This window comes from Geodermatophilus sp. SYSU D00698 (genome assembly GCF_054050335.1).
Genome location: NZ_JBJGZD010000019.1, coordinates 79,561 through 103,713, shown reverse-complemented (window position 1 = coordinate 103,713; position 24,153 = coordinate 79,561). Strand labels below are relative to the sequence as shown.

Genomic DNA, 24,153 nt, shown 5'->3' with positions numbered 1-24,153 from the left:
CCGGAGACGTCCTGCGTGCGGTCGCGCAGCAGGCCCAGCGGCTGGGGCACCGCGGCGGGGGCGCCCCCCCCCCCCGCCCCCCCCGCGCGACGGTAGCCACGACCGAACCCCCGCGCCTCGAAGATCACCTGAGCCGGGGTGGCCAGCTCGAGGGGGAAGACGAGGCCGGTGACCATCACCGCGCCGGGGACCTCGGTGAAACCGCGCAGGAGCCCGTCCACCCACCATGGGTGCACGAGAGCGTCGTCATCGGTGTACGCGACGATCCTCGTCCGCGCCTCCAGGAGTGCCCGGTTCCGCGCCCAGTCGAGCCCGGCGCGCGGCTCGCGGACGTACCGGGCGAACGGGAAGCGCTCCACCACCTGCCTGGTGCTCTCGTCGCGGGAGGCGTTGTCGATCACGAGCACCTCCGCCACAGGGGTGCTCAGCTCGCCGATGGAATGCAACGTGTGCGCCAGGTCCCCGGGTCGGTCCCGGGTGCACACGGCCACGGTGACGTCAGCACCGCTGAGAGCCGCAGCCGGACGGCCCGGAGCCGCTCCTCGACCGGGATGCCCGACCTCCCGCAGGGCGACCTCTGCCAGGCGCGGCAGGACGTCGTCCGGGTCGCCAGGGACGGTCAGCTCAGCCACGGGCGCCCCGCCGGCCCACACGAGCGCGTGGACGCCCTCAGGAGCGACGGCGGGAGGCGTCAGCTGCCGGTGCGGCGTGACCTGCCGTGTGTCCAGGTCGACGCTGACGACCGTCAGGGTCCGGAAGTAGCGGCCCCGGGGGCCCGTGCGCATGCGCGGGTTGGTCGGCCCCGGGAGCCACCGACGCGCCGTCCGGCGAAGGCCCATGAGACCGCCGGTCAGGCGGGCACGACAGCGGCCGGCGGTTCCGGCCCCTCGATGCGGCCGAACCGCCCGCCGCCGAGGTCCTGAGCCCGGACGTGGTCGATGGCGACGCTCACCGAGGTGACGCCTACACCGGCGAGCAGCTCGAGGCCCAGGAGGAACTCGGCGCGCCTCGTCGCCCCGGACTCCACCACGACGAGCGCGTTTCCGGCGAGCTTGGCGGCCACGGCGGACTCCGACCGCTCGACCAGCGGAGGACAGGCGAGGACGACGTGGTCGAAGGGCTCCTTCAACGCCTCGAGCAGCTTCCGCATGGCGGGCGTGCTCATCCGCTGCGCCGACGAGGCGTCCACCCGGCCCGCCGGGACCTCGAAGACCTTCTCGCCGGGGACCAGCGTCACGACGTCGTCGACCGTGGCCGTGCCGCCCAGCACGTCCGCCACACCAGGAGCAGACGGTCCCGCGTCCGCGCGGCGGCCGGACCGATCACGACGCCCGTCGTCGGCGCGGAGGTCGACGTCGACGACGACGACGTTCGAGCCGATCTCGGCGAAGGCTGCAGCAAGCTGCCGGGCGACGCCCTGGGCGTCGGAGGCCCCGGTCACGCCGGTCACCGCGATGGTCTCCCGCACGTCGGAGCCGAACAGCAGGTTGGCCCGCAGCTGCCGGAACGCCTCTAGCCGCGCGTCGGTCCGCGCCACGTGCCGGGACCGCTTCTGCGGGGCGGGCATCGAGGTGAGGGTGACCAGTCGGGGCGACGGCGGCAGGTCGGTCGTGGACCGGATCCGGGTGGACAGCGCGTCGGCCACCACGACCGCGGCCACGCCGAGGACCAGCCCGACGGCGATGCCGATGAGCAGGTTGTTGCGGGGGCGAGGTGCCTCCGGCGCCTCCGGCGTCTCGGCACCCTGGACCACGGTCAGGCGCACCGGCGACGTGGGGCCCAGAGCGTCGAGCAGCGGGGCCTCCGTGGTCAGGGCGGTGGCCACCGCGTCGGCCCGCGCGACGACGGCGTTGGGGTCGCTGCCCGAGGCACCGACGTCGATGAGCGAGGTCCCCTCCCGAGGTGTGGCGCTCACGGAGGCGCGGAGGTCGTCGGCATCGGTCCCGTCCCCGAGTCCAGCTGCGGCACGCTCGAGGACCGTCCTGGTCTCGGCGAGATCCGCATACGTGAGCGCGCGCTGGGTGGCGAACGACTGCCCGGTCGAGAGGTCCGTTGGGCTCTCGTCACCGCTCACGGAGACGTAGACCGTCGCCTGAGCCGTGTAGACGGGAGTCGTCGCGAGCGTGAACGCCAGGCCGGCCAGGGCACCGAGCACGGTGAGGGCCGCGATCACCCACCAGCCGCGTCGCAGGACCCGCAGGTAGTCCTGCAGCGTCACGCCACCACGTCCTGCGGGAGAGGGGGCTCTGTGGGGATCCGCGCCCCGTACACGGTCACAGCGCCCAGCATTCGTCCGAGACGCTAACAGAGCATCACCCCGACGGGCGGGATGACGGGGTCAGGTCCAGACCCGGACCCAGTCGACGTAGGTGTCCGCCACACCGCCGATCGGGGCGAGGTCGACCGGCCACCCGCCGCCGAGGGCCAGGTCGAGGAGGAAGAAGAACGGCTCGGTGGTGCGGGTCAGCGAGTCCGCGGACGCCACGACCTGGCCGTCGATGGTGAAGGTCGCGCCGTCCGGGGTGATGCGTGCGCCGTAGGTGTGCCAGGCGATCGCCCAGTCGGTGAAGCCGTTCGGGCTGGTGCAGGACGGTGCGCCGGTCCCCGGCTCCCCGGCCTCCTCGCTCCCCCAGTCGTGCACCGTGTGGCAGCTGCCGAGCGTGTCGTGCCCGTACAGCTCCACCGCGTCCACCTCCGTGGAGGTGTCGCTGGGCCGGGCGGCGCTCTCCGCGTCCAGCATCCAGAAGGCCGGCCAGGTGCCGGGACCGGGCGCGCCCAGGATGCGCGCCTCGAAGTAGCCGTACTGCGCGATGAACCCGGCGCCGTCGACGTCGGTCGAGGCGAGCAGGCCGGCGACGTTGTCGGTGCCGTCCCGGTCCCCGGCTCCCTGCGCGGGCTGGGTGCGGATGCGCAGGTACTGCTCGTCGAGGGTCGTGAGGGTGCCGTCGTCGGAGGCCGGGTCGGCGAAGGGGGCGTCGCCGAACTGGCCGCTGCTGGAGGCGTCGGGCTTGACGGCGGCGTAGTCGGCGCCGGCGCCGGTCGCGCTCACCGACAGCGGCCGGTCGAACTCCTCGGCCCACTGCAGGGTCATGCCCTCCGGAGCGACGCTGTCCGGGGTGAGGTCCCGGCCGGCCCGGTTGTAGAGCTGCACGTACAGCGACGTGGGGAGGTCCTCGTCGGTCGCGGCACCGTCCGGCACGGGGTCCACCCGCACCGTCACGGGCCCGCGGGGTGCCGAGGCGAGGTCCAGGGGGAGCACGGCGAGACCGTCCTCGTCCGCTGTCGCGCTCGCCACCACGTCGACCGCGTTGGTCCCGGTGCCGGAGACGCCGGTCCAGACGCGCGCCTCGACGGTCGTGCCGGGGTCCGCGGCGACCACGACGTCGGTCCGACCGTCCACGGCCGAACCGACGGCGGGGCAGACCAGGCCCAGCCGCCCGCTCGCGGCCTCACCGACGGGCTCCGCCTCCGTGTCGCACCGCTCCACCGCGGGGGGAGTGGCCGCGTAGGCGACCCCGTCCTGCGGCCAGCGTGGCGGGGTCGTGCCGGCGTCGTACACCGCCAGCTCGCGCAGGCCCACCGGGGCGTCCCCGTCGGGCCGGTCGAGCTCCAGGCGCACGCCGCTCACCATCCGCGGCGCCACGGCGATCGTCGTCGCCTCTCCCCCGCCCCGGGCGATCGCCGGCACGCGCACGGCACTGCCGTCGTCGAAGCGCAGGACGCCGCTGAGCGACTCACCCCCTGGTGCTGACGGACCGAACACCTGGACGCTCGCGATCTCCCGCGGCGAGTTCCACGACAGCGAGACCCAAGGTGCGTCGTCGTCCGCATCCGCGGTCCACTCCTCCCCCGTGTCCCCGTCGGCCGGCGTCCCGTCCGTCAGGGCCTCCACCGGCCGGTCCGCAGGAGTGGAGGCGGTGGCGACCACAGCTCGATCGGCGCCGCGTCGAGGTGGATCGTCGGCCGACCCGTCCACGGAGAGACCGGCCAGGGCCACGGAGGTGGCGCCGTCCGGCACGCCGGCGATCGTCACCCGCACCCGGGACGCCGTGCGCTCGGGGAAGGTGACGGAGGCATCGCCCTCGTCGTCGGTGGTGACCAGCAGCGAGGCGCCGCCGTCGAAGGTCAGGAGAGCGCTCGCGGGCCCGGTCTCCCCTCCACCCGGCCCGAGGACCTCGACGTGGTCGAGAGACGTCGGCTCGGGGTACGTGAGCTCGACCCAGGCCCCGACGGTCTCGGAATCGGTGCGCCAGTACACGTCCCGTTCGGCGTCGTCGTCCCCGGGGTCAGGGGCACCGGCCACCAGGGCCGAGGGATCGGTTCCCGAGGAGGCGGTGACGCGAGGAGGATCGGCCCCGCGGACGACGACCAGGACGACGGCCGCCACGGCGGCCACGACCGCGACGGCGGACAGGACGAGGACCTGCTTCCTCGACGGCACGGGACCTCACCATGACTTCGACCGGACCGGGCCAGGAGTGGCGGCGTCCGAGGGGTTCGACGACCTCCGGCAGTGACGCTACCCGTCCCCGCCGGGTGCGCCCCGGTCACGGGACCGGTGGTCCCCGCGCGGCGATCGGCGCGTCCTGCGAGCATGGGCGCTCGACTCGGAAGCTGGAGGTGACGTGCGGGACCTCCGCGACGTGCCCCGCGCGGTGCGCGCCCGGAAGGAGCGTCTGCAGTGGACCGCGCGTGATCGGCTCGCCGGCGTCGGACGCCGCGTGGCCGAGGGCACGGTCGCCCTGACCTTCGACGACGGCCCGCACCCGTCGTCGACCCCGCTCGTCCTGGACCTGCTGGGTGAACTCGGGGTGCGGGCCACCTTCTTCTGCGTCGGCCGCAACGTCCGGGCACACCCGGACCTCGTGCGCCGCGTCGTCGCGGAGGGACACCAGGTGGGCTCGCACAGCTGCACGCACCCGCATCCGGCGGGCGTCCGCCTCGGCGCCCTGGCCGAGGAGTACCGCTCCGGTCGGTCGGCCGTGGCCGAGGTGCTGGGCCGCGACGTCGCCCTGTTCCGGCCTCCGAACGGCCATCTGACCCTCACCAGTGCGTCCATGGTGCGGTGCCAGGGTCTGGCGCCGTGGCTGTGGACCGTCGATCCGCAGGACTGGCGTCCCGGCGTCACCGCCGGGGACATCGCCGGCATCGCGGGGGCGGCGGGCAGTGGGGACGTGGTGCTCCTGCACGACTGGGTGGAGAAGCCCACGGACGTCCGCGCTCTGGACAGGTCTGCGACCATCCGGGCGCTACCCGCGGTCGTGCGGGCTGTACGCACGCGGGGACTCGAGTTCAGGTCGCTGCCATGACGCCCGGGGAGAGGGAGGACGTGACTGCGGCGCCTCCAGGTGCGACGGGGGCACCCCGGGTCTCCGTCATCTGCATCTTCTACAACGGCGAGCAGTTCCTCGACGAGGCGATCCGCAGCGTCATGGCGCAGAGCACAGGCGACTTCGAGTTCCTGCTGTGCGACGACGGCTCGACCGACGGCAGCACGTCCATGGCCCTCGGGTGGCAGGCCCGCCACCCGGGGCAGGTCCGCTACCTGCAGCACCCCGACCACGCGAACCGGGGGATGAGTGCGACGCGGAACCTCGGCCTCGACGCGGCGCGTGGAGAGTTCATCGCCTTCATCGACGCCGACGACGTCTGGCGCCCGGAGAAGCTGACCGAGCAGATGGCGATCATGGACGCTCACCCGGGACTGGGGATGGTCTGCGGGACGGTGAACTACTGGTGGTCCTGGGCCGGCGGGGAGGACGTCCTCGTCCCGACCGGTCACGTCCGCAATCGCGTCGTCCCACCGCCGGAGGCCTCTCTCGCGCTGTACCCGCTGGGAACGGCGTCGGCTCCCTGTCCGTCGGACATGCTCCTTCGACGTGAAGCCGTGCAGTCGGTGGGCGGCTTCGAGGCGCACTTCACCGGCGCCCGGCAGATGTACGAGGACCAGGGGTTCCTCGGCAAGCTCTACCTCTCCTGGCCTGTCTGGTTCTCCGACGCCGTCTGGCTCGACTACCGCCAGCACCCGGACAGCTCCGTCGCCAGCGTGACTCGAGCGGGGCGCTACCACGAGGTCCGCCAGTACTACCTCGACTGGTTCGAGCGCCATCTGGACAGCAGGGCCGAGCCGGCCCCTCCCGCGGTCAGAGCCGCACTGGCCCGAGCCCTACGGCCCTACCGGAGACCGGTCCTCCATGCTCTCGCCGCCGCACCTGCTCGCCTCACACGACTACCGCGCGCGGCGATGAGGCGTGCGCGAGCAGCCCTTCGGGGACACCAGTAGCGCCTCAGTCAAGACGCCGAACGCGATAGGGGAGCCCCAGGACGAGGACACGGTCGCGGTGATAGCCCTCTTCCCCGTGCAGGGTGAAGGAGACGGCAGTGATCTCGTAGTGGACGTCCTCGTGCTCCGTCCCCAGCCACACCCCCACCGTGTAGTCACCGATCGCGAGGATGGGAGGCACCTCGAGTACGGCCTCGTGCCGACCGGGTGGGAACCTGACCTCCTGGGAGTGGCTGAGCACCTCGTCGAAGACGCGGACACCGTGTTGGTTGGTCAGGATCACCGCCAGGTCCAGACCGGCCAACATCTCCTCCATCTCGAAACGGACGACGATCCGGAAGGGCTCGTCCCTGAGGAGAGGCCGAGCGATCCCGTCGAGTGCGACGACCTGGACCTGCAGGAGCCGTCCCACGTCGCCACCCGGTCCCAGTTGGCCACCACCAGCTGAGGCGACCCCGGAGGTGAGGTAGTCCCGCACGATGGGCGTAGTCGGGCCCTGGTCCTTGATCCGGCCCGCCTCCAACCAGATGGCACGGCTGCACAACTTGCTCAGGGCAGCCAGGTCGTGACTGACGAAGAGGACCGTGCGCCCCTCGGCCTCCGCCTCCGACATGCGGTTCATGCACTTCCGCTGGAACTCTGCGTCCCCGACCGCGAGGACCTCGTCCACGACCAGGACGTCGGGCTCCAGGTGCGCGGCCACCGCAAAGGCCAGCCGCAGGTACATCCCACTGGAGTAGCGCTTCACCGGGGTGTCGAGGAAACGCTCGACACCCGAGAAGTCGACGATCTCGTCGAAGCGACGGGCCGTCTCCGCGCGGCTCATGCCGAGGACTGCGGCATTGAGGAAGACGTTCTCCCGCCCCGTCAACTCGGGGTGGAAGCCGGTGCCCACCTCCAGTAGCGCCGCCACCCGACCGCGGGTCCGCGCCTCCCCGGTGGTGGGCGCGGTGATCCGCATCAGGACCTTGAGCAGCGTGCTCTTGCCGGCTCCGTTGCGGCCGACGATCCCGACGGCCTCTCCGTCCGCCACGGTGAAGCTCACGTCGCGGAGCGACCACAGCTCCCGGCTCTCGTCCCGTCGCCGGCGCACTGCCGCGACCAGGGTCTCGCGCAGGTTGCGCTGCTCCCCCAGCAGGTAGCGCTTGCTGACCCGGTCGACCTGGACCCTGTCCACGTCAGATCACGTCCGCGAAGGCCCGGGAGGCCCGCAGGAAGTACCGGACCCCCAGGACGGCGAGTACGAGCGAGACCGCGGCCGACAACGCCACGACGGCTCCGGGCCAGGGCCCGCCGACGAGCACGAAGCGACCGAGCTCGAGGACGCCGACGACCGGGTTGAGCGCGTACGCGTAGCGGGCGAGCCCTTCGAGGGACGCGGCCGAGTAGGCGACCGGACTCAGGAACAGCAGGACCTGGAGAGCGGTCGGGACGACCTCCCGGGCATCGCGGTAGCGGACGTTGACCGCCGCCAGGAAACAGGTGGGGCCGAGCGCCGTGAGGGCCAGGAGCAGCAGCCACACGGGGAACAGCAGCAGTCCCGCCGTCGGGACGACTCCGAGGACCACGCAGACGACAGCGAGGAGGAGCAGCCCGACGAGGAGGTCGACGAGGGGCGGCAGCAGGGAGGCCAGCGGTGCGGTCAGGCGCGGGAAGTAGACCTTGGTCACCAGCGACGTGTTGCCCACGAGCACCTCGCTTCCGCGCCCGATGCACTGGGAGACGTACGTCCAGCCGAGCAGACCGGCCAGCGCGAAGGCCACGTACGGGATCCCCGAGGTGCCGACCCCCGCCAGGCGGTCGAACACGAGCGTGAACGCCGCCACCGTCACGAGGGGTTGCAGGACCACCCAGGCGGCACCCAGGACGGCCTGCTTGTACCGGACCCGGAGATCTCGCAGAGCGAAGAAGCCGATGATCTCGCGGGCACGCCACAGCTCGCCCCAGTCGACGAGACGCCCGTGGGCGGCGTTGACCGTCCACGCCGGTCGCGGGTCGGCGGACACGTCCGCGCACGCTACCCACCGCGCGTGCTGCAGACGCGCAAGCACTCGACCTCCCACCCGGGAGGGGTGGGACCTCGTCCACGACAGGGTGCGCCCCCGTCCTCGCTGTTAGCGTCCGGGGTCGCGACGGCGTTGGGGGGACGCGGACGATGACCGAGGCTCAGGGGCCGCCTTACGCCCGCGTCGTGCACGTCGACGTCGACGCGACTCCACGGCCCACGACCGGATTGCCGTCCGGCACCCGCGCGCTGGTCGTGCTGTGGGCCGGGGACCGCCCTGTCGGCCAGGTCCTCGTCGGTCCGGACGAGGACGGTGACGCGGCGCTGCAGCGGGCGCTGGCCTCCCCCCGCCCCGAACCGTCCGCCGTGGCCGGCGCCACCCCGGCCACCTGCACCGTCGTCATCTGCACGCGGGACCGGCCCGGGGACCTCGAGCGGTGCCTCACCAGCCTCCCGCGTCAGACCCGTCCGCCCGACGAGGTCATCGTCGTCGACAACGCGTCCCGGGGGACGGCCACCCGCGAGGTCGCCGAGCGGGCCGGCGTCCGGTACGTGCGCGAGGACCGACCGGGACTCGACGTCGCGCGGAACACCGGGCTCCTCGCGGCCGGCTCGGAGGTCGTCGCCTACACCGACGACGACACGGAGTTGCACCCCCGCTGGCTCGAGCACCTCGTCGCCGCCTTCGACCGGGACGACGTCCTCGGGGTGACCGGACTGGTCCTGCCCGCTGTCCTGGACAGCGAGGCGCAGTGGGAGTTCGAGACCCGGTGGGGCTTCGGGAAGGGGTTCTCCCGGGTCGACTTCGGGCCGGAGTTCCACCGTCGGACGCGGGCGTACGGCATGCCGGCCTGGGACGTCGGCGCCGGCGCCAACATGGCCTTCCGCCGGTCGGTCGTCGGCGCCGTCGGACTGTTCGACGAACGCCTCGACGTCGGTGCCGCGGGGTGTTCAGGGGACTCGGAGTACTGGTACCGGATCGTCGCCGCCGGCTGGACGTGCCGTTACGAGCCCTCCGCTGTCGTCTTCCACCACCACCGCCGCGAGATGCCCGCGTTCCGCAGCCAGGTCTTCCACTACATGCGCGGGCACGTCGTCGCACTCCTGGTGCAGTACGAGCGCACCCGGGAGGTCGGGAACCTCCGTCGCGCCTTCCTGCACCTGCCCGTCTGGTACCTGCGCGGGCTGGCGGTGCGGCTCCTCCGCCCGGCGAAGGCCAGCCCGACCTGGGTGCAGGAAGTGCTGGGTTCAGCGTCGGGCGTGGCGTACTACCTGTGGGTCACGTTCCTCCGCCGGCTCGTGCCAGGAGCCCGGAGCCCCGGCGCATGACCGTCCCGGAGCGCGACCGCCCCACCGTGACCGTCGTCGTCACGACGTACCAGCACGCACACCTCCTCGGTGCGGCCCTCGAGAGCATCGCCGCGCAGACCCGACGGGCCGACGAGGTGGTCGTGGTCGACGACGGATCCACCGACGACCCGGGATCCGTCGTGGCGCAGTGGCCGGGGACGACGTTCATCCGGCAGGAGAACCGCGGCTTGTCAGCCGCCCGCAACACCGGCCTGCACGCGGCGACGTCGTCCCACGTGCTCTTCCTCGACGCGGACGACCTGCTGACCCCCGTGGCCGTCGCCGCCGGCCTGCACTCCGCGGGGCGGCACCCCGGCGCCGCGTTCGTGTACGGAGCGCACCGGCGGGTGGACGCCGCTGGAGCGCCCCTGGGCGAGCGGCGCTACAGCCCGGCCGGCCCCGATCCCCGGGCCACGTTCCTGCGCGGCAACGCCGTCGCGATGCACGCCACCGCGCTCTACCGGCGCGAGGTCCTCGTCGCCGCCGGCGGCTTCGACGAGCGGTTGACGCGGTGCGAGGACTACGACGTCTACCTCAGGCTCGCCGTCGACCACGAGGTCGCCTCACACCCCGTCGAGACGGCCCTGTACCGGTGGCACGGCGGCAACATGTCCATCCACGGGGCGACGATGCTCGCCACGGTCCTCGAGGTCCACGCCCGCCACCGGCCCGGTCCCGAGGAGCCGGCGCACCTGCTGCGGGCGTGGGAGGAGGGACGGCGTACCTGGCGGACCTACTACGCGCAGGAGGTCCTGTCCCGCCGCGACCTGTCCCGGCCGGCCGCAGCCCTGGCCGCGGCGCGGTTGTCCCCACGCACCGTCGGCCGCGCGGTGGTCCGCACCGTAGTCCGCCGTGCCGCTCCACGACTGCCCGTCACCGTGCACGACACGATCGCCCGGCACGTCCCGGCCCTGCGCCTGCGGCCCCGCGGGCCCGTCCGCCTGGGCGACCTGGACCGTCCCCACCCGGTCAGTCTCGACTTCGGCTGGGACCGCGGGACGCCCGTCGACCGGTTCTACGTCGAGCGGTTCCTCGAGCAGTCGAGAGAGGACGTCGCCGGGCGCGTGCTCGAGGTGGGCGACGACGCGTACTCCCGCCGCTTCGGCGGCGACCGCGTCGAGGTGCAGGACGTCCTGCACGTGCACGCAGGCAACCCGGTCGCGACGATCGTGGGCGACCTCAGCGCGGCCGGCGTCCTCCCTGAGTCCGTCTTCGACTGCATCGTCCTGACGCAGACGCTGCACCTCGTCTACGACCTGCGGACAGCCGTCGAGCGGCTGCACGCCGCCCTGCGTCCGGGCGGCGTCCTGCTGCTCACCGTCCCGGGCATCAGCCAGATCGATCGTGGGGAGTGGGGCGGACAGTGGTACTGGGCGCTGACCCCGGCCGCGGCGCGCCGCCTCCTGGGCGACGTCTTCGGTGACGAGCTGGTGGCCGTCGAGGGGCACGGCAACGCCTTCGCCGCGGTGGCCTTCCTGCAGGGCCTGGCCGTGGAGGAGGTCGGCACCGACCGCCTCCTGCCGCACGATCCGGCCTATCCGGTCGTGGTGACCGCGCGTGCGCAGCGCGCGCCCGGGGAGGACGGGCACGCGCGGTGACCGACGTCAGGAACGGGCTGCTCACCGGCGTCCTCGTGCGGCGGACGCTGACGACCGTCGCGCTGGCCGACGTCGTCCTGCTGCTGCTCACGGGCGTACACGAGGAGCTCAAGGCCGACCAGCCGCTGGTCAAGCCGCTGGTGCTGTTCTCGCTCGTCCAGGAGGCGACCGTCGGCGCCTGGTGGTCGTCGGCCGTGCTCGCCGCGGCTGGAACGGGCTTCGTCCTGCTGGCGGTGACGCGCTGCTGGGGGCAGCAGCGGGTCCCACGGGTCGCCGTGCCGGCTGCCGGCGGCCTGCTGCTCCTCGGACTGTCGGTGGACGAGGTGGCCAGCGTCCACGAGCGGATGCTCATCGCCGACACCGCAGGGGCGAACCGGGCCTTCGAAGGAGCCGGACCCTGGGTCGTCCCCGCTTTGCCGCTGCTGGCGCTCGTCGTCTGCGGCATCCGTCACCTGAGCGGCCGCGCAGTGCGACCCGCCACGTGGCTGAGCTGGTCCGGGACGCTGTGCCTGTCCACGATCCTCCTGCAGGAGGAGCTCGAGTTCTCACTCGACTTCGACGCCGCCCGCCCCACCTGGCTGACCCTCCTGGAGGAGGGAACGGAGCTGCTGGGGTCGCTGCTCCTGCTCGCCGGCGCGCTCGTGCTGCTCCGGGCCCTGCCGGCAGAGGCCTTGGCGACGCTGGCCCGGGGCGCCCGACGGCAGCGGCTCGGCCTCGCGGCCCTCGGTGCGACGCTGCTGGTGCTCGGCGCCGTCACGGCCGACCTCCTCGTGGACCGGTCGACCGCGGAGGACCAGCTGGGGCTGCCGCAGTACTGGACGGGCAGCGTCGCGACGGGCGCGCTGGCGGCGTCGGTCCTCGGCTGGGCCCACCGCTCGACCTCCCGCTCGCGCGCCGCGGACGCCCTGGCGCTGGTAGCCGTCCTGCTGGCGGTCCTCCACGGCATGGGCGGCTTCACATGGGTGCAGCGGCTGGCCGGGACCGACCTGCCCGCACGGCTGGCGATGGGATCGCTCCTGCTGCTACCGGCCCTGCTCCTCGCTGGGCATGCACTGGTCCCAGCCCTGTCGACCGTGCTCGCTGCGGCCCTGACCGTCACCGGTCAAGGCGCAGCGTCGGCGATCGAGGTCGTCGCCTTGTGTCTCAGCGCCGTCGCTTGGACGTGGGCGACGGGCACGCAGGAGGAGCAACGGGTCGTGGAGTCCCCTGACCCGTGACGACCGGGTCAGGATCCTCCCCGGGTCCTGAACCAGTCGACCGTGCGCGCCAGCCCCTCCTCCACCGGTACCGCCGGCTCCCAGCCGAGCACCTCCCGCGCCAGGGTGATGTCGGGCTGCCGGACCGTCGGGTCGTCCTGTGGACGCTCGATGAACTCGACGGCGGACGTCGAGCCGGTCACCTCCACGACCAACTTCGCCAGGTCCAGGACCGACATCTCCCCCGGGTTGCCGATGTTCATCGGGCCGGGGTGGTCCGACCGGAGCAGCCGGACGATGCCCTCGACCAGGTCGTCGACGTAGCAGACGGAGCGCGTCTGGCTGCCGTCGCCGGCCACGGTCAGAGGTTCCCCAGCCAGCGCCTGACGGATGAAGGTGGGGATGGCGCGACCGTCGTTCGGCCGCATCCGCGGACCGAAGGTGTTGAAGATCCGGACGATCGCGGTGTCCACGCCGTGGTAGGTGCGATAGGCCGTCGTCAGCGCCTCGGCATACCGCTTGGCCTCGTCGTACACGCCACGGGGTCCCACCGGGTTGACGTGCCCCCAGTAGCTCTCCGGCTGCGGGTGCACCTGGGGATCGCCGTACGTCTCGCTGGTCGATGCGAGGAGGAAGCGGGCGCTCTTCGCCCGGGCGAGGCCCAGCGCGTGGAGCGTGCCGGCGCTGCCCACCTTCAGCGTCTCGATCGGCAGCCGCAGGTAGTCGATGGGCGAGGCAGGGCTGGCGAAGTGCAGGACGGCGTCGACCGGGCCCACCACGTGCACGAAGTTGGTGACGTCGTACTTGACCAGCCGGAAGCCATCCCGGGTGAGCAGGTGATCGACGTTCTCCGGATTCCCGGTGACCAGGTTGTCGAGGGCCAGCACCTCGCACCCGTCGTCGAGCAGCCGCTCGCACAGGTGGGACCCCAGGAAACCGGCACCTCCGGTCACGACGACACGCGTCATTGCACGCTCCCCGTCCGCGTGGACGACCCGCCGGTCGACCGATCCGCCCCATTGTCAGAAGTCAGCAGGTCACGGGCAACATCGTTCGCCGACGTCCGCCCCGACCGAGAGGGACGGGCTAGCCTGCAACGCATGCCACGGGGGCGCTGGCTGGTCACGGGTGGGGCCGGCTACATCGGTTCGCACGTCGTTCGGGCGTTGCTCCGATCGGGACGGGACGCCGTCGTCGTCGACGACCTCTCCACCGGCACCACCGGACGGGTGCCGCCGGAGGTGGACCTGGAGCCGATCAGTGTCCTCGACTCCGCGGCGCTCACCTCGCTGCTGGAGCGGGTCCGTCCGGTCGGCGTCGTACACCTGGCCGGGAAGAAGTCGCCCACCGAGTCCGTCGCCGATCCCCTGCTCTACGCCCGGGAGAACGCAGGCGGGGTTGTCAGCCTCCTCAACGCGCTGCGGGCGACGGGCGGGACACGCGTCGTCTTCTCGTCCAGCTGTTCGGTGTACGGAACCCCGGATCTCGACATCGTCGGCGAGGACGCCCAGACCGTGCCGGAGAGCCCCTACGGCGAGTCCAAGCTCTACGGCGAGCGGGTGCTGAATGCCGCCGCGGCCGCGTACGGCTTGGGCGTGGTGAACCTGCGCTACTTCAACGTCGTCGGAGCGGCCGCGGCCGAGCTGCGCGACACCGGCGCCTACAACCTGGTACCGCTGGTCTTCAGGGCGCTGCAGAGAGGCGAACGGCCGCGGGTCTTCGGCGGGGACTACCCGACTCCCGACGGCACCTGCGTGCGAGACTACGTCGACGTCCGCGACCTCGCCGATGCCCACGTCCGCGCAGCTGAGGTCCTCGAGGAGGACCTGCGGACCGCCACGTACAACGTCGGCCGCGGTCAGGGCAGCAGCGTGCTCGAGGTCCTCGACGTCGTCCGCACCGTCACCGGCCGGCCGCTCGAGCACGACGTCGTCGAGCGCCGGCCGGGCGACCCGGCGCGCATCGTGGGCAGCGTCGAGAGGATCGCGCACGAGCTCGGCTGGCGCGCCCAGCACGATCTGACGGACATGGTCGCCAGCGCCTGGGCGGCCGACCGGCCGTCTCCGGTCGACCGGTCGTGACCGGACCTGGCACCCCCGTCGGCGCCGTGCCGGCACCGGACGTCCGCCTGCACCGCCTGACCGGACTGCGGGCAGTCGCTGCGTTCGCCGTCTTCGCCTTCCACGCGCGGCAGGTGTTCTTCGAGGACGGACCGGCCGACTGGCTCGCCCGGTACGTCATGGCGTCCGGCTTCACCGGTGTGGCCTTCTTCTTCGTACTCAGCGGGTTCGTGCTGACCTGGTCGCATCGCCCCGGGGACAGCGCACCGGCCTTCTACCGTCGCCGGTTCGCCCGGGTGGCACCCGCGTACTGGGCAGCGTGCATCGTGGGTGCCGCTGTCGCGGCGACGGAGCAGGACGACCGGCGGATCGCAGCGGTGGTCGAGTCACTGCCGTCCCTGGCCGCGGTGCAGGCGTGGATCCCGGACCGGGCCGTGTTCTTCGGCGGGAACGCGGTCGGTTGGACCATCTCCTGCGAGGCCTTCTTCTATCTGCTGTTCCCGGTGCTCGTCGTCCTCCTGCCGCGCACCCCGACGCGCCGCCTGCTCGCAGCATTGGTCCTGCTCGTCCTCACCGCCACCCCCGCCCTAATCTGGCTCGCGGCCACCGGTGAGGTCCCCGAGTACCTGGGCATCGTCCCGGTCCAGCGTCTCACCGAGTTCCTGCTGGGCATGGTCGCTGCCGCGGCGCTGCGCACGGGATGGCGGCCGCCAGTCCGGTTCGGCACCGCCGCTCTACTCGCCGCTCTGTCCTACCTCGCCGTGGCGGTCATCCCCTACGCATACCTCGTCGTCGCAGGGCCCTACGCGCTCCTGGTTGCCGCCGCCGCCGCACGGGACCTGGAGGGAGGCCGACCTGGCGTCGGAGGGAGGTGGGGCAGACGCCTCGGCGAGTGGTCGTTCGCCTTCTACCTCGTGCACCAGATCGCTCTCCGCGCCGTCGCCCCACAGATCCTGTTCGTCCGTGAGGCTCCGGAGCTCGCGTTGCTCGCGACGGTCGGGTGCTTCCTGCTCGCCCTCGTCGGCTCCATCGCGCTCTACCGGATCGTCGAGGCACCGCTGGAGCGACGGCTACGGGGCACCCGTCCCCGACCGGAGATGGTCGACGCCGAGGGCCGCAGGGACGCCGACCCGGACGACGTCGCACCGCCGGCGAGAGCCTGACCTCCTCACTCGTGCGCCAGAGCCCCGGTGACGGCCGCGCCCGCTCGTGACCAGTTCAGTCGTGCGGCGGCTCGAGGGTGCGGGCGACACAGGCGTTGGCCAGCGCGTCGCCGCTGAGCTGCGGGAACGCGCCGGCGCACCAGGCCCGGACGTCGTCGCCGCTGCCGAAGCCGGCGTCGACGATCGTGATCCAGAACAGGTCGCCGTTGGCCGCGGCGGACCGCCGGCCGAAGTCGAAGCTGGTCAGCACGTGCACCTGCGAGTCGGCGGCCAGCGAGAGGAGCGACCGGCTCTCGGCGAGGATGTCGACGGCGAAGAACTGGTGGCTGCCGGTCGCGGTGGTCTGCAGCGGGTCGGTGATGCCGACGTTCTTCGACGCCACCTGCGCCACCCACCGGCCGTCGAGCGCCAGGGACGCCCGCGACTCCTCGCGCAGCGACTCCAGCTCCGCCAGCGCCTGCTCCTCCGGCGACGCCGTCGGTGTCGCCGGGGCCGGGGCCGGAGCACTCGAGGGCGCCGCACCGCCGTGCTCGATGCCCTTGTCCACCCCCTCAGCGGGGTCCACCGGCTCCGACGCCGCCACCGGCGGAGACGGCGCGTCGTCCCCGGCCAGGCCGGACCAGGCCGCCACCCCTCCCCCGACCACCAGCGAGGCGGCCAGGACGCCGATCAGCACCCCGCGGCCCCGGCCACCACGCGACGCGGGCGCGGGCGGCGGGGGTCCCCATCCTGCCGGGGCCCCGCGCTTGGTCAGGTCGACCGGCGGCTGCACCACCGGCACCGGCCCTGACGGCGGGGGTAGGCCGCGGCCGTCCCACGACGAGGGGACCGGCACGCCCACGGGCGGCCAGACGTCGGTCACCGGCCCGCGCGGCACCGGCGGCGGGCCGGGCGACCACACCGGCGTCGTCGCCTCCGGCCACCCGGGGTCCGCACCCCGCTCGAGGTCCTCTCGCGCCACCAGGCCTCCCCCCGCACCGGTGCCAGAGACGTCACGGAACCGGCGCGTCTCGGCCCGCGCAGGGTAGCCGCCCGATCGGGTGAACGGGGTCCGTCTCAGCCGGCCTCTACCGGACCGGTCCCGGCCCGCCGCCGGCGCAGCCACAGGACGCCCAGGACGGCCAGCAGGCCCGCGACGACCACCACGAGGGGCGACCCGGCCCGCGCCGCCCACGCCGACAGCCCCGGCACCGAGGCACCCACTCCCACCTGAAGCGCGGTGGTGGGCACGAGAGCCAGCGCGCTGCCCGCCGCGTAGGCCCGGAACCGCACGGCGGACAGTCCCGCCGCGTGGCTCACCACGGCGAACGGCGCCACCGGCAGCACCCGCGCGACGAGGACGGCGAGGAGGCCCCGGCCGGCCACCGCGCGGTCGGCGGCGGCCAGCCGCGGCCCGGCCAGTCGCACCGCGGTCGCGCGTCCCAGGGACCGGGACAGGGCGAAGGCGGTCAGCGCGCCGAGCAGCCCACCGGCATAGGCCACGGCCGCGCCGACCCAGAACCCGAGGACGACGCCGAGCAGCACGCACAGCGCCGACCGGGGCACCGGGCCGACCAGCAGGGCCCCCTTCGCGAGAGCCAGCAGGACGAGCCCCGCCACACCGGCGCCCTCGACCCAGCGGCGCACCGCGGCGACGTCCGGGAGATCCACGGTCAGCGCGAGGACCGTCGCGACGGCGAGGACGGCGAGCAGCGCGCCCGCCCGCACCCACGCCGTCCGCACCCGCCCATGGTGCCGCGCCGGGCCGTCGCCCCGGGTCTGCACACTGGGGGGACCGCCCGCCACCCCCGTCCGAGGAGCCCGATGCGCCCGCCCGCCTGGCCCCGCCCGGCCGTCCTGCTCGCGCTCCTCTGCCTGGTCCTCGCCGCCTGCTCGGGCTCCCCGGACACCAGCGCGGAGCCGAGCCGCAGCCCGTCGAGCACCAGCCCCGCGCCGGCGGAGACGACCGAGCCGACGACGCCGTCCGCGGACCCGGTCGCCCAGCAGGTGGACGCCGCGCTGGCCGGCATGGACCGCCGGGCGCAGGTGGCGCAGCTGTTCGTCGTCGGCGTGCGGCTGGAGGACCTCTCCCCCGGCGACGCCCTGGTCGCCGACGGCGTGGGCGGCGTCTTCCTCGCCGGCCGCTCTCAAGCCGCGGCGGCCGACATCGCCGCCGTCACCGGGCGCTGGACGGACTCCGCGCCCGGGCCGCGGCCCTGGGTCGCCGTCGACCAGGAGGGCGGGCAGGTGCAGTCTCTCCAGGGCCCCGGCTTCGACCGGCTGCCGCCCGCGGCCGAGCAGGGGCAGCTCCCGCCCGAGCAGCTCGCCGCCCTCGCGGGCACGCTCGGCGCCCAGCTCGCGGCGGCCGGGATCAACCTGGACCTCGCGCCGGTGGCCGACGTCGTCCCGGCCGGCACCGAGGCCGCGAACGACCCGATCGGCGCCTTCGGCCGCCAGTACGGCAACACCGCGGCCGACGTCGTCCCCGACGTGCGCGCCGTCGTCGACGGGCTGGCCGCCCACGGCGTCACCGCGACGCTCAAGCACTTCCCCGGCCTCGGGCTGGTCGACGCCAACACCGACGAGGCCGCCGGCGTCACCGACGACGTGACCACCGCGAACAGCGAGCAGGTGGCCGCGTTCGGCGAGCTCGCGCGCTCCGACGCCGACCCGTTCGTGATGCTCTCCTCGGCCACCTACCCCCGGCTGGACCCCGGCGCGCCGGCCACCTTCTCGCGGCAGGTGGTCACGACGCTGCTGCGCGGGTTCCTCGGCTTCGACGGCGTGGTGATCACCGACGACGTCGGCGCGGCGACGGCGTTCGAGGACGTGCCGCCCGGCGATCGCGCCGTCCGCTCCCTCGAGGCCGGCGGCACGCTCGTGCTCACCGTGACCGAGGACGTCTACCCGGAGATGCTCGACGCCGTCCTCGCCCGCGCCGAGGCCGACCCGGAGTTCTCGGTCACCGTCGACGCCGCCGTCCGCACCGCACTGACCGCGAAGGCCGAGGCCGGCCTGCTGGGCTGACCGGACGGGCGCTCACGAGGCCCGGCGTCCCCTCGGCGGGGCCTGGTCGTCATCGTCGTCGCGGACCGACCGGTCCTCCCGGGACTCCCGCCGGTCGGCCGAGCGGATCACCTGACCGACCACCACCGCGACGGTGATCGCGAGGACGGCCCAGACCACCAGCGCCCACACCCACCACGGCACGTCTCCCCCAGCCGACGGACGGCCCCCGTGGCCATGCGGGATGACTACCCGCGGAGCACGTGGCAACGCACTCGGTCGCGACGCACGCCTGACGCGCCTCCCGTGATCTCCACCGGACGCGTTGCTCACAACAGGATAGGCCGGGTACACATGATGCGGACCGCGTCTCCAACCACCGGGACGGGATCGCCCGTGCAGCGGGCACACGACCGGGAAGGCGGCAGTGGGGGACCCAGGCAGGACCGGGCGGCTCGGCAGCACCCCGGAGCAGCGGCACATCGACGAGATCGCCTCGGCCCTGCGCGGTGAACTGGCGATGCAGGCCGCCGGCATCGGCACCTTCGACTGGGACCTCCGCACCGGCGTCCTCGACTGGGACGAGCGCCTCGTGGCGCTGTTCGGGTACGACGGCGCGGGCTTCGACCGCAGCATCGAGGGCTTCACCGCCCGGCTGCACCCGGACGACCGCGACGAGGTTATGGCCGCGCTGCAGGCCGCCGTCGACGAGTGCGGCGACTTCAGCGCTCTCTACCGCATCGCCCTGCCCAGCGGCGTCACCCGCTGGATCTCCGCCCAGGGCCGCGCCCTGAGCGGACCGCACGGGGGAGCCACCCGGCTGCTCGGTGCCGCCTACGACGTCACCGACCAGCGCGGCGAGTCCCTCGGCGTCGCCCAGGTCCTCGAGGCCATGCCGGCCGGCTTCTACTCGCTCGACCCCGACTGGCGCTTCACCCACGTCAACGCCGAGGCCGAGCGGCTGCTGGGCCGCCGTCGCGAGGACCTGCTCGGTGAGGACATCTGGGCGGCCTTCCCCGCCGCCGTGAGCTCGGTGTTCGAGGAGAGCTACCGGCGCGCGGTGGAGACCCGTCAGCCGGTGTCCTTCGACGCCTACTACCCCGCCCCGCTCGACGGCTGGTACGAGCTGCGCGCCTGGCCGACCGCGGAGGGCCTGTCGGTCTACTTCATCGAGGTCACCGACCGGGTCCGCGCCCAGGGGGAGCTCCGCCGCGCCGCGGAGCGGACGCTCACCGTGGCGCGCATCAGCACCGAGCTCGCCGGGTCGATGGACGCCGAGGTCGCCACCGGCCAGGTGCCCCGCATGGTCGTCCCCGCGCTCGCCGACGCGTGCATCGTCAGCGTCCTCGACGAGCACGGCCACACCCGGGGCGTCAGCTCCTGGCACGCCGACGAGGCGTCGCGGGAGCTGCTGCAGGACTACGCCCGGTCCCGCGCGGCCGCGCTGCCCGGCATCCCCGCGGTGAGCCGGATGCTCAGCAGCGGCGAGCCGCTCCTGCTGTCCGGCGAGGAGGCCCTCGCCACCACTCTGGAAGGCGAGCCGCGCAGGCTGCTGTCCCGGCTGGCGCCCAGCGCGGCGGTGGCCCTGCCCCTGCGGGGCCGCGGCCACACCCTGGGCCTGCTCTCGCTGCTCTACACCGACGGCCGCGTCCCGACCGCGGACGAGGTCGCCACCCTCCGCGACGTCGCCGAGCGTCTCGGGATGGCCCTCGACAACGCCCGCCTCTACGGCGCCCAGCGGCACCTGGCCCTGCAGCTGCAGCGCTCCATGCTCACCGCGCCGCCCGAGCCGGACCACGCCGAGATCGTCGTCCGGTACTTCCCCGCCGCCGAGGCGGCCGCCGTCGGCGGCGACTGGTACGACGCATTCCTGCAGGCCGACGGCGCCACCACGCTGGTCATCGGCGACGTCGCCGGCCACGACGCCGCCGCGGCCGCGACGATGGGCCAGCTGCGCAGCCTGGTCCGCGGCATCGCCGTCGCCACCGGCGCCGGGCCGGCCGCGGTGCTACGCGACCTGGACCGCGCCATGGAGCTGCTGCGGTTCGGCACCCTCGCCACCGCCGCCGTCGCCCGCCTCGAGCAGACGCCCGGGGAGGTCGGGGGCGGCACCACCCGGATGCGCTGGTCCAACGCCGGGCACACCCCGCCCATCGTGCTCACGGCCGACGGCGAGGTGCGCGTGCTGGCGCCCGAGCGGGCCGACGTGCTGCTCGGCGTGGACCCGGAGCGGCCGCGCACCGAGTCCGTCGTCGAGCTCGACCGCGGCACGACCGTGCTGCTCTACACCGACGGCCTGGTCGAGCGGCGCGACGCCGACCTCGACGCCGGCACCGCCCGGCTCACCGCCGCCCTGGCGGAGCTCGGCGACCGGCCGCTGCAGGAGCTGTGCGACCTGCTGGTCGAGCACATGGTCGACGGCCACCCGGACGACGACGTCGCGCTGGTCGCCGTCCGCCTGCACCCGCAGGACCGGCCCCGGCCCGCCGTCGCCGGACCCAACGACGTGCCCGGTGCCGTACCCCCGGACCCGGCCACGCCCGCCTGACCTGCCGCTCTAGTGTCGGTCCGGTGATCGTCGTGACCGCCGCGGGCGGACCCACCGGCACCGCGGTCGTCCGGGCGCTGCGGGCGCGCGGCGAGCGGGTGCGCGCCGTCGTCGCCACCCCGCGGCCGCGGCCGGAGCTCGAGGCGCTGGGCGCGGAGGTCGTCGCCGCCGACCTCGCCGGGGACCCGGCACCGGCACTGGCCGGCGCCGACGGCCTGTACCTGGCCTGGCCCAACTTCGACCCGCGCGAGGCCGACGGCGCGCCCGCCGTGCTGCGCGCCGCCGCGCGGGCCGGGGCGGCGCGGCTGGTCTACCACTCGGTGCTCCGGCCGCAGGTCCGGTCGATGCCGCACCACGCCGCCAAGGACCGCGTCGAGGAGGCGCTCGACGACGCCGTCGCCGGGACCGGCGCCCGCTGGCGGGTGCTGCAGCCGTGCGCCTACGCCGACAACCTCGACGCGCAGGTGGCCGCCGCGGCGGAGACCGGCGAGCTGCGCAGCCCGTGGGGCCTGGAGCGGGCGCAGTCCTTCGTCGACCTGCGCGACGTCGCCGAGGCCGCCGCCGTGCTGCTCACGGGGGACGGTCTGGACAGCGGCACCTTCGAGGCGGCCGGCCCCGAGGAGCTCACCGCGCCCGACGTCGCCCGGCTCGTGGGCGAGCACCTCGGCCGGGAGGTCACCGCCGTCGACGCCGCCCCGCCCGAGGACGACGGCTCCTACGCCCGCCGCTGCCTGACGACGATGTTCGCCGAGTACCGCGCGCACGGGTTCACCGGCAGCCCGCGGGTGCTCACCGCGCTGCTCGGCCGCCCGCCGCGCACGTTCGCCGAGCACCTCCGCGGGTAGCCCCGCGGCGGCGGTCAGCGGGTGACCGTCGGCGCGTGGCCGTTCTGCCGGGCGGCCAGCCGCTCGCGCTGCGGGACGACGGTGTACTTGGGGTCCCGCGCGCTGGCCATCCCCGCCTCGAAGACGCCGAAGCGGGTGAGCAGCGAGCCGGCCGCCAGCAGCAGCCCGGACACCACCGCACCGGCCCGACGGCGCCCGGCGACGACGGTCAGCGCCGCGCCCGCAGCCGTGCACGCCCTCGCCGCGCGCAGCAGCGTCCCGGGCCGGCCCTCGTGGTACGGCTCGCTGACGATCCCGTGGTCGGTCTCCACCCGGTGCATCACGGCCAGCTCGATCGCCGCGCCGGCCACCGCGGTCCGCCGCGACGGACCGGCCTCGGCCACCGGCGTGAACACCATGGTCATCCCACCGCCGGCCGCCATTGCCGAGCCGCCGAAGACGAACGGCAGCTGCCGGTGCGCCGCGTGCCAGGACGGCACCGCGGTGTTGGCCAGCAGCACCCCGGTGTAGGTGGCCAGCGGCCCGCCGAACAGCGCCGACACCACGCCACCGAAGCGCTTGAGCCGCGGGAACCAGCCCAGCAGCTCGACCGCCGCCGTCGCCCCGGCCGCCGCGCCGAACGGCGCGAGGATGTAGGAGCCGACCGACAGCGGCGAGGTCGGCTTGAACACCCGCAGCATGTGCAGGAACCGCTCGGGCCGGCCCAGGTCGTGGATGAGGAAGACCACCGACGCGATCGCACCGCCGCCGGCGGTGTACCGGCCGACCCGGGTCAGCACCGGCCGGCCGGTGACGTCGGCGACCGCCGCCAGGATCGACGACGACCCCGCCATGCCGCCGAGGAACAGGTACAGCGGCACGTCCGGCGACTTCCACACCGGCGGCTTGATGATCGGGCGGCCGTAGTAGGAGGTGAACGTGGCGTCGTCCACCATGGCGACCTCGCCACCACCGCCGCGCCGCCCGCCTCTGCGCCGCCGCTTGCCCCGGGCCTCCGCCGCCGGGCCGTCGGCCCGCCGCCAGCCCGCACCCGGTGTCGTGAGCCCCTCCGTCACCGGGGCCTCCGCCCGACGAACGACGAGATGACGACGCCGGCGATCATCGCCGCGCCGGCCGCCGCCGCGCGCCACATCGCCGGCAGGTCACGGGTGGTGACCACCGGGTCCGGCGGCAGGCCGTAGACCTCCGGCTCGTCGAGCAGCAGGAAGAACGCGCCCGCGCCGCCGACGCCGTCGTCCTCGTCCCGGCCGTAGAGCCGCGCGGTCTCCACGCCCTGCGCCTTCAGCGTGGCGAGGCGGGCGTCGGCGCGGGCCTGCAGCTCGTCGAGGTTGCCGAACTGGATCGACTGGGTCGGGCACGCGGTGGCGCACGCCGGCTGCAGCCCGTCGGTGAGCCGGTCGTAGCACATCGTGCACTTGAAGGCCCGGCCGTCGCCCTTGCGGGTCTGGATGACGCCGTACGGGCAGCCGATGACGCAGTAGCCGCAGCCGTTGCAGATGTCGCCCTGGACGACGACGGTGCCGAACTCGGTCCGGAACAGCGCCCCGGTCGGGCAGACGTCCAGGCAGCCGGCGTGCGTGCAGTGCTTGCAGACGTCGGAGCTCATCAGCCACCGGATCTGCTTGTCGGTGCCGCTCTGCCCGGTCTGCGGGTCGAACTCGCTCAGCGCCTCGGCGTTGAGCACGCTCGACTGCTGGACGTGCGCCAGGCTCTCGTCCGGGCGCCCCGCCACCGGCGAGGGCCCGGAGTCCCGCCGGTCGTCCCCCGGGCGGCCGAAGGTCGGCATCGGGAGGTCGACGGTGCGGGACTGCTCGATGAACGCCACGTGCCGCCAGGAGTTGGCGCCCAGCTGACCGGTGTTGTCGTAGGACATCCCGGACAGCCCGATGACGTCGCGCACGCCGTGCGAGTCGTCCATCGGCAGCGTGTTCCACTCCTTGCACGCCACCTCGCACGCCTTGCAGCCGATGCACACCGAGGTGTCGGTGAAGAAGCCCACCCGCGCCGGGTGGTCCGGGTCGTAGCCGGCCTGCCCGGTGACGTCCGGCACCGGCCCGTAGAGCCGGTTCTCCGGGTCGCGCCCGGTGAACGCCGCGCTCGCCGAGCTGATCGGGGTCATG

General features: G+C 74.1%; 21 protein-coding genes. 10 read left to right on the top strand and 11 right to left on the bottom strand.

What is annotated here, in order from left to right; translation table 11 throughout:
* The 3 genes from ACI8AB_RS17140 to ACI8AB_RS17130 form a co-directional block, all read right to left on the bottom strand.
* A partial coding sequence (locus ACI8AB_RS17140; protein WP_456951106.1) for a glycosyltransferase occupies positions 1-785 on the bottom strand: 785 nt, incomplete at its 3' end.
* 65 nt (positions 786-850) lie between these two features.
* Entirely contained in the window at positions 851-2,218 is a 1,368-nt protein-coding gene (locus tag ACI8AB_RS17135; protein ID WP_456951105.1) for a Wzz/FepE/Etk N-terminal domain-containing protein, read from the bottom strand.
* Positions 2,219-2,338: 120 nt separating this feature from the next.
* Positions 2,339-4,441, bottom strand: coding sequence for a glycoside hydrolase family 16 protein (locus tag ACI8AB_RS17130; protein ID WP_456951104.1), 2,103 nt, complete (start codon positions 4,439-4,441; stop codon positions 2,339-2,341).
* 214 nt (positions 4,442-4,655) lie between these two features.
* Between ACI8AB_RS17130 and ACI8AB_RS17125 the strand changes: the two genes are divergently transcribed.
* Both ACI8AB_RS17125 and ACI8AB_RS17120 read left to right on the top strand, forming a co-directional pair.
* Positions 4,656-5,309, top strand: a complete 654-nt coding sequence (locus tag ACI8AB_RS17125) for a polysaccharide deacetylase family protein (protein ID WP_456951103.1) — start codon at positions 4,656-4,658, stop codon at positions 5,307-5,309.
* Positions 5,306-6,283, top strand: coding sequence for a glycosyltransferase family 2 protein (locus tag ACI8AB_RS17120; RefSeq protein ID WP_387988532.1), 978 nt, complete (start codon positions 5,306-5,308; stop codon positions 6,281-6,283). Before ACI8AB_RS17125 ends, ACI8AB_RS17120 begins: the two co-directional genes overlap by 4 nt.
* Positions 6,284-6,287: 4 nt before the next feature.
* On the opposite strand, the gene ACI8AB_RS17115 is transcribed toward ACI8AB_RS17120, so the two are convergent.
* The gene (locus tag ACI8AB_RS17115; protein WP_456951102.1) at positions 6,288-7,460 is read right to left on the bottom strand and encodes an ABC transporter ATP-binding protein; all 1,173 of its coding nucleotides are present in this window, start codon (positions 7,458-7,460) and stop codon (positions 6,288-6,290) included.
* 1 nt (position 7,461) lies between these two features.
* Positions 7,462-8,289, bottom strand: coding sequence for an ABC transporter permease (locus ACI8AB_RS17110; protein WP_456951101.1), 828 nt, complete (start codon positions 8,287-8,289; stop codon positions 7,462-7,464).
* Between the two features lie 149 nt (positions 8,290-8,438).
* Between ACI8AB_RS17110 and ACI8AB_RS17105 the strand changes: the two genes are divergently transcribed.
* From ACI8AB_RS17105 to ACI8AB_RS17095, 3 genes are read left to right on the top strand one after another with little or no spacing between them, the layout of a single operon-like run.
* Complete coding sequence (locus ACI8AB_RS17105; RefSeq protein WP_456951100.1) at positions 8,439-9,617, top strand: glycosyltransferase family 2 protein; 1,179 nt, start codon at positions 8,439-8,441, stop codon at positions 9,615-9,617.
* Positions 9,614-11,236 (top strand): glycosyltransferase, encoded by a 1,623-nt coding sequence (locus ACI8AB_RS17100; protein WP_456951099.1) that lies wholly within the window; start codon positions 9,614-9,616, stop codon positions 11,234-11,236. The genes ACI8AB_RS17105 and ACI8AB_RS17100 overlap by 4 nt, the downstream gene beginning before the upstream one ends.
* Positions 11,233-12,453: a hypothetical protein gene (locus ACI8AB_RS17095; RefSeq protein WP_456951098.1), complete on the top strand. Its 1,221-nt coding sequence runs from the start codon at positions 11,233-11,235 to the stop codon at positions 12,451-12,453. Before ACI8AB_RS17100 ends, ACI8AB_RS17095 begins: the two co-directional genes overlap by 4 nt.
* An 8-nt stretch (positions 12,454-12,461) precedes the next feature.
* On the opposite strand, the gene ACI8AB_RS17090 is transcribed toward ACI8AB_RS17095, so the two are convergent.
* On the bottom strand, positions 12,462-13,400 hold the full coding sequence (locus ACI8AB_RS17090; protein WP_456951097.1) for a UDP-glucuronic acid decarboxylase family protein: 939 nt from the start codon (positions 13,398-13,400) through the stop codon (positions 12,462-12,464).
* Positions 13,401-13,532: 132 nt separating this feature from the next.
* On the opposite strand from ACI8AB_RS17090, the gene galE reads away from it, so the two are divergent.
* Entirely contained in the window at positions 13,533-14,513 is a 981-nt protein-coding gene (galE, locus tag ACI8AB_RS17085; protein WP_456951096.1) for a UDP-glucose 4-epimerase GalE, read from the top strand.
* Positions 14,510-15,655, top strand: a complete 1,146-nt coding sequence (locus ACI8AB_RS17080; protein ID WP_456951095.1) for an acyltransferase family protein — start codon at positions 14,510-14,512, stop codon at positions 15,653-15,655. Before galE ends, ACI8AB_RS17080 begins: the two co-directional genes overlap by 4 nt.
* Positions 15,656-15,710: 55 nt before the next feature.
* Here the strand turns inward: ACI8AB_RS17080 and ACI8AB_RS17075 are convergent, their stop codons facing one another.
* Positions 15,711-16,616: a hypothetical protein gene (locus ACI8AB_RS17075; RefSeq protein ID WP_456951094.1), complete on the bottom strand. Its 906-nt coding sequence runs from the start codon at positions 16,614-16,616 to the stop codon at positions 15,711-15,713.
* Positions 16,617-16,711: 95 nt separating this feature from the next.
* The gene (locus ACI8AB_RS17070; protein WP_456951093.1) at positions 16,712-17,377 is read right to left on the bottom strand and encodes a TVP38/TMEM64 family protein; all 666 of its coding nucleotides are present in this window, start codon (positions 17,375-17,377) and stop codon (positions 16,712-16,714) included.
* Between the two features lie 81 nt (positions 17,378-17,458).
* Here ACI8AB_RS17070 and ACI8AB_RS17065 point away from each other — a divergent pair, with 81 nt between their 5' ends.
* Positions 17,459-18,661: a glycoside hydrolase family 3 N-terminal domain-containing protein gene (locus tag ACI8AB_RS17065; protein ID WP_456951092.1), complete on the top strand. Its 1,203-nt coding sequence runs from the start codon at positions 17,459-17,461 to the stop codon at positions 18,659-18,661.
* A 12-nt stretch (positions 18,662-18,673) separates the two neighbouring features.
* Here the strand turns inward: ACI8AB_RS17065 and ACI8AB_RS17060 are convergent, their stop codons facing one another.
* Positions 18,674-18,844: a hypothetical protein gene (locus ACI8AB_RS17060; protein WP_456951091.1), complete on the bottom strand. Its 171-nt coding sequence runs from the start codon at positions 18,842-18,844 to the stop codon at positions 18,674-18,676.
* A gap of 223 nt (positions 18,845-19,067) precedes the next feature.
* Between ACI8AB_RS17060 and ACI8AB_RS17055 the strand changes: the two genes are divergently transcribed.
* Together ACI8AB_RS17055 and ACI8AB_RS17050 are read left to right on the top strand one after the other, a co-directional pair.
* Entirely contained in the window at positions 19,068-21,188 is a 2,121-nt protein-coding gene (locus ACI8AB_RS17055) for a SpoIIE family protein phosphatase (protein ID WP_456951090.1), read from the top strand.
* A 23-nt stretch (positions 21,189-21,211) separates the two neighbouring features.
* Positions 21,212-22,033 carry an SDR family oxidoreductase gene (locus ACI8AB_RS17050; RefSeq protein ID WP_456951089.1) on the top strand — a complete coding sequence of 274 codons (822 nt, stop codon included), beginning with the start codon at positions 21,212-21,214 and terminating at the stop codon, positions 22,031-22,033.
* Between the two features lie 14 nt (positions 22,034-22,047).
* Here the strand turns inward: ACI8AB_RS17050 and nrfD are convergent, their stop codons facing one another.
* Together nrfD and ACI8AB_RS17040 are read right to left on the bottom strand one after the other, a co-directional pair.
* A complete protein-coding gene (gene nrfD / locus ACI8AB_RS17045) occupies positions 22,048-23,088 on the bottom strand; it encodes an NrfD/PsrC family molybdoenzyme membrane anchor subunit (RefSeq protein WP_456951088.1) in 1,041 nt (346 codons plus the stop codon).
* Entirely contained in the window at positions 23,085-24,152 is a 1,068-nt protein-coding gene (locus ACI8AB_RS17040; protein WP_456951087.1) for a 4Fe-4S dicluster domain-containing protein, read from the bottom strand. The genes nrfD and ACI8AB_RS17040 overlap by 4 nt, the downstream gene beginning before the upstream one ends.
* Between the last annotated feature and the right edge of the window lies 1 nt (position 24,153).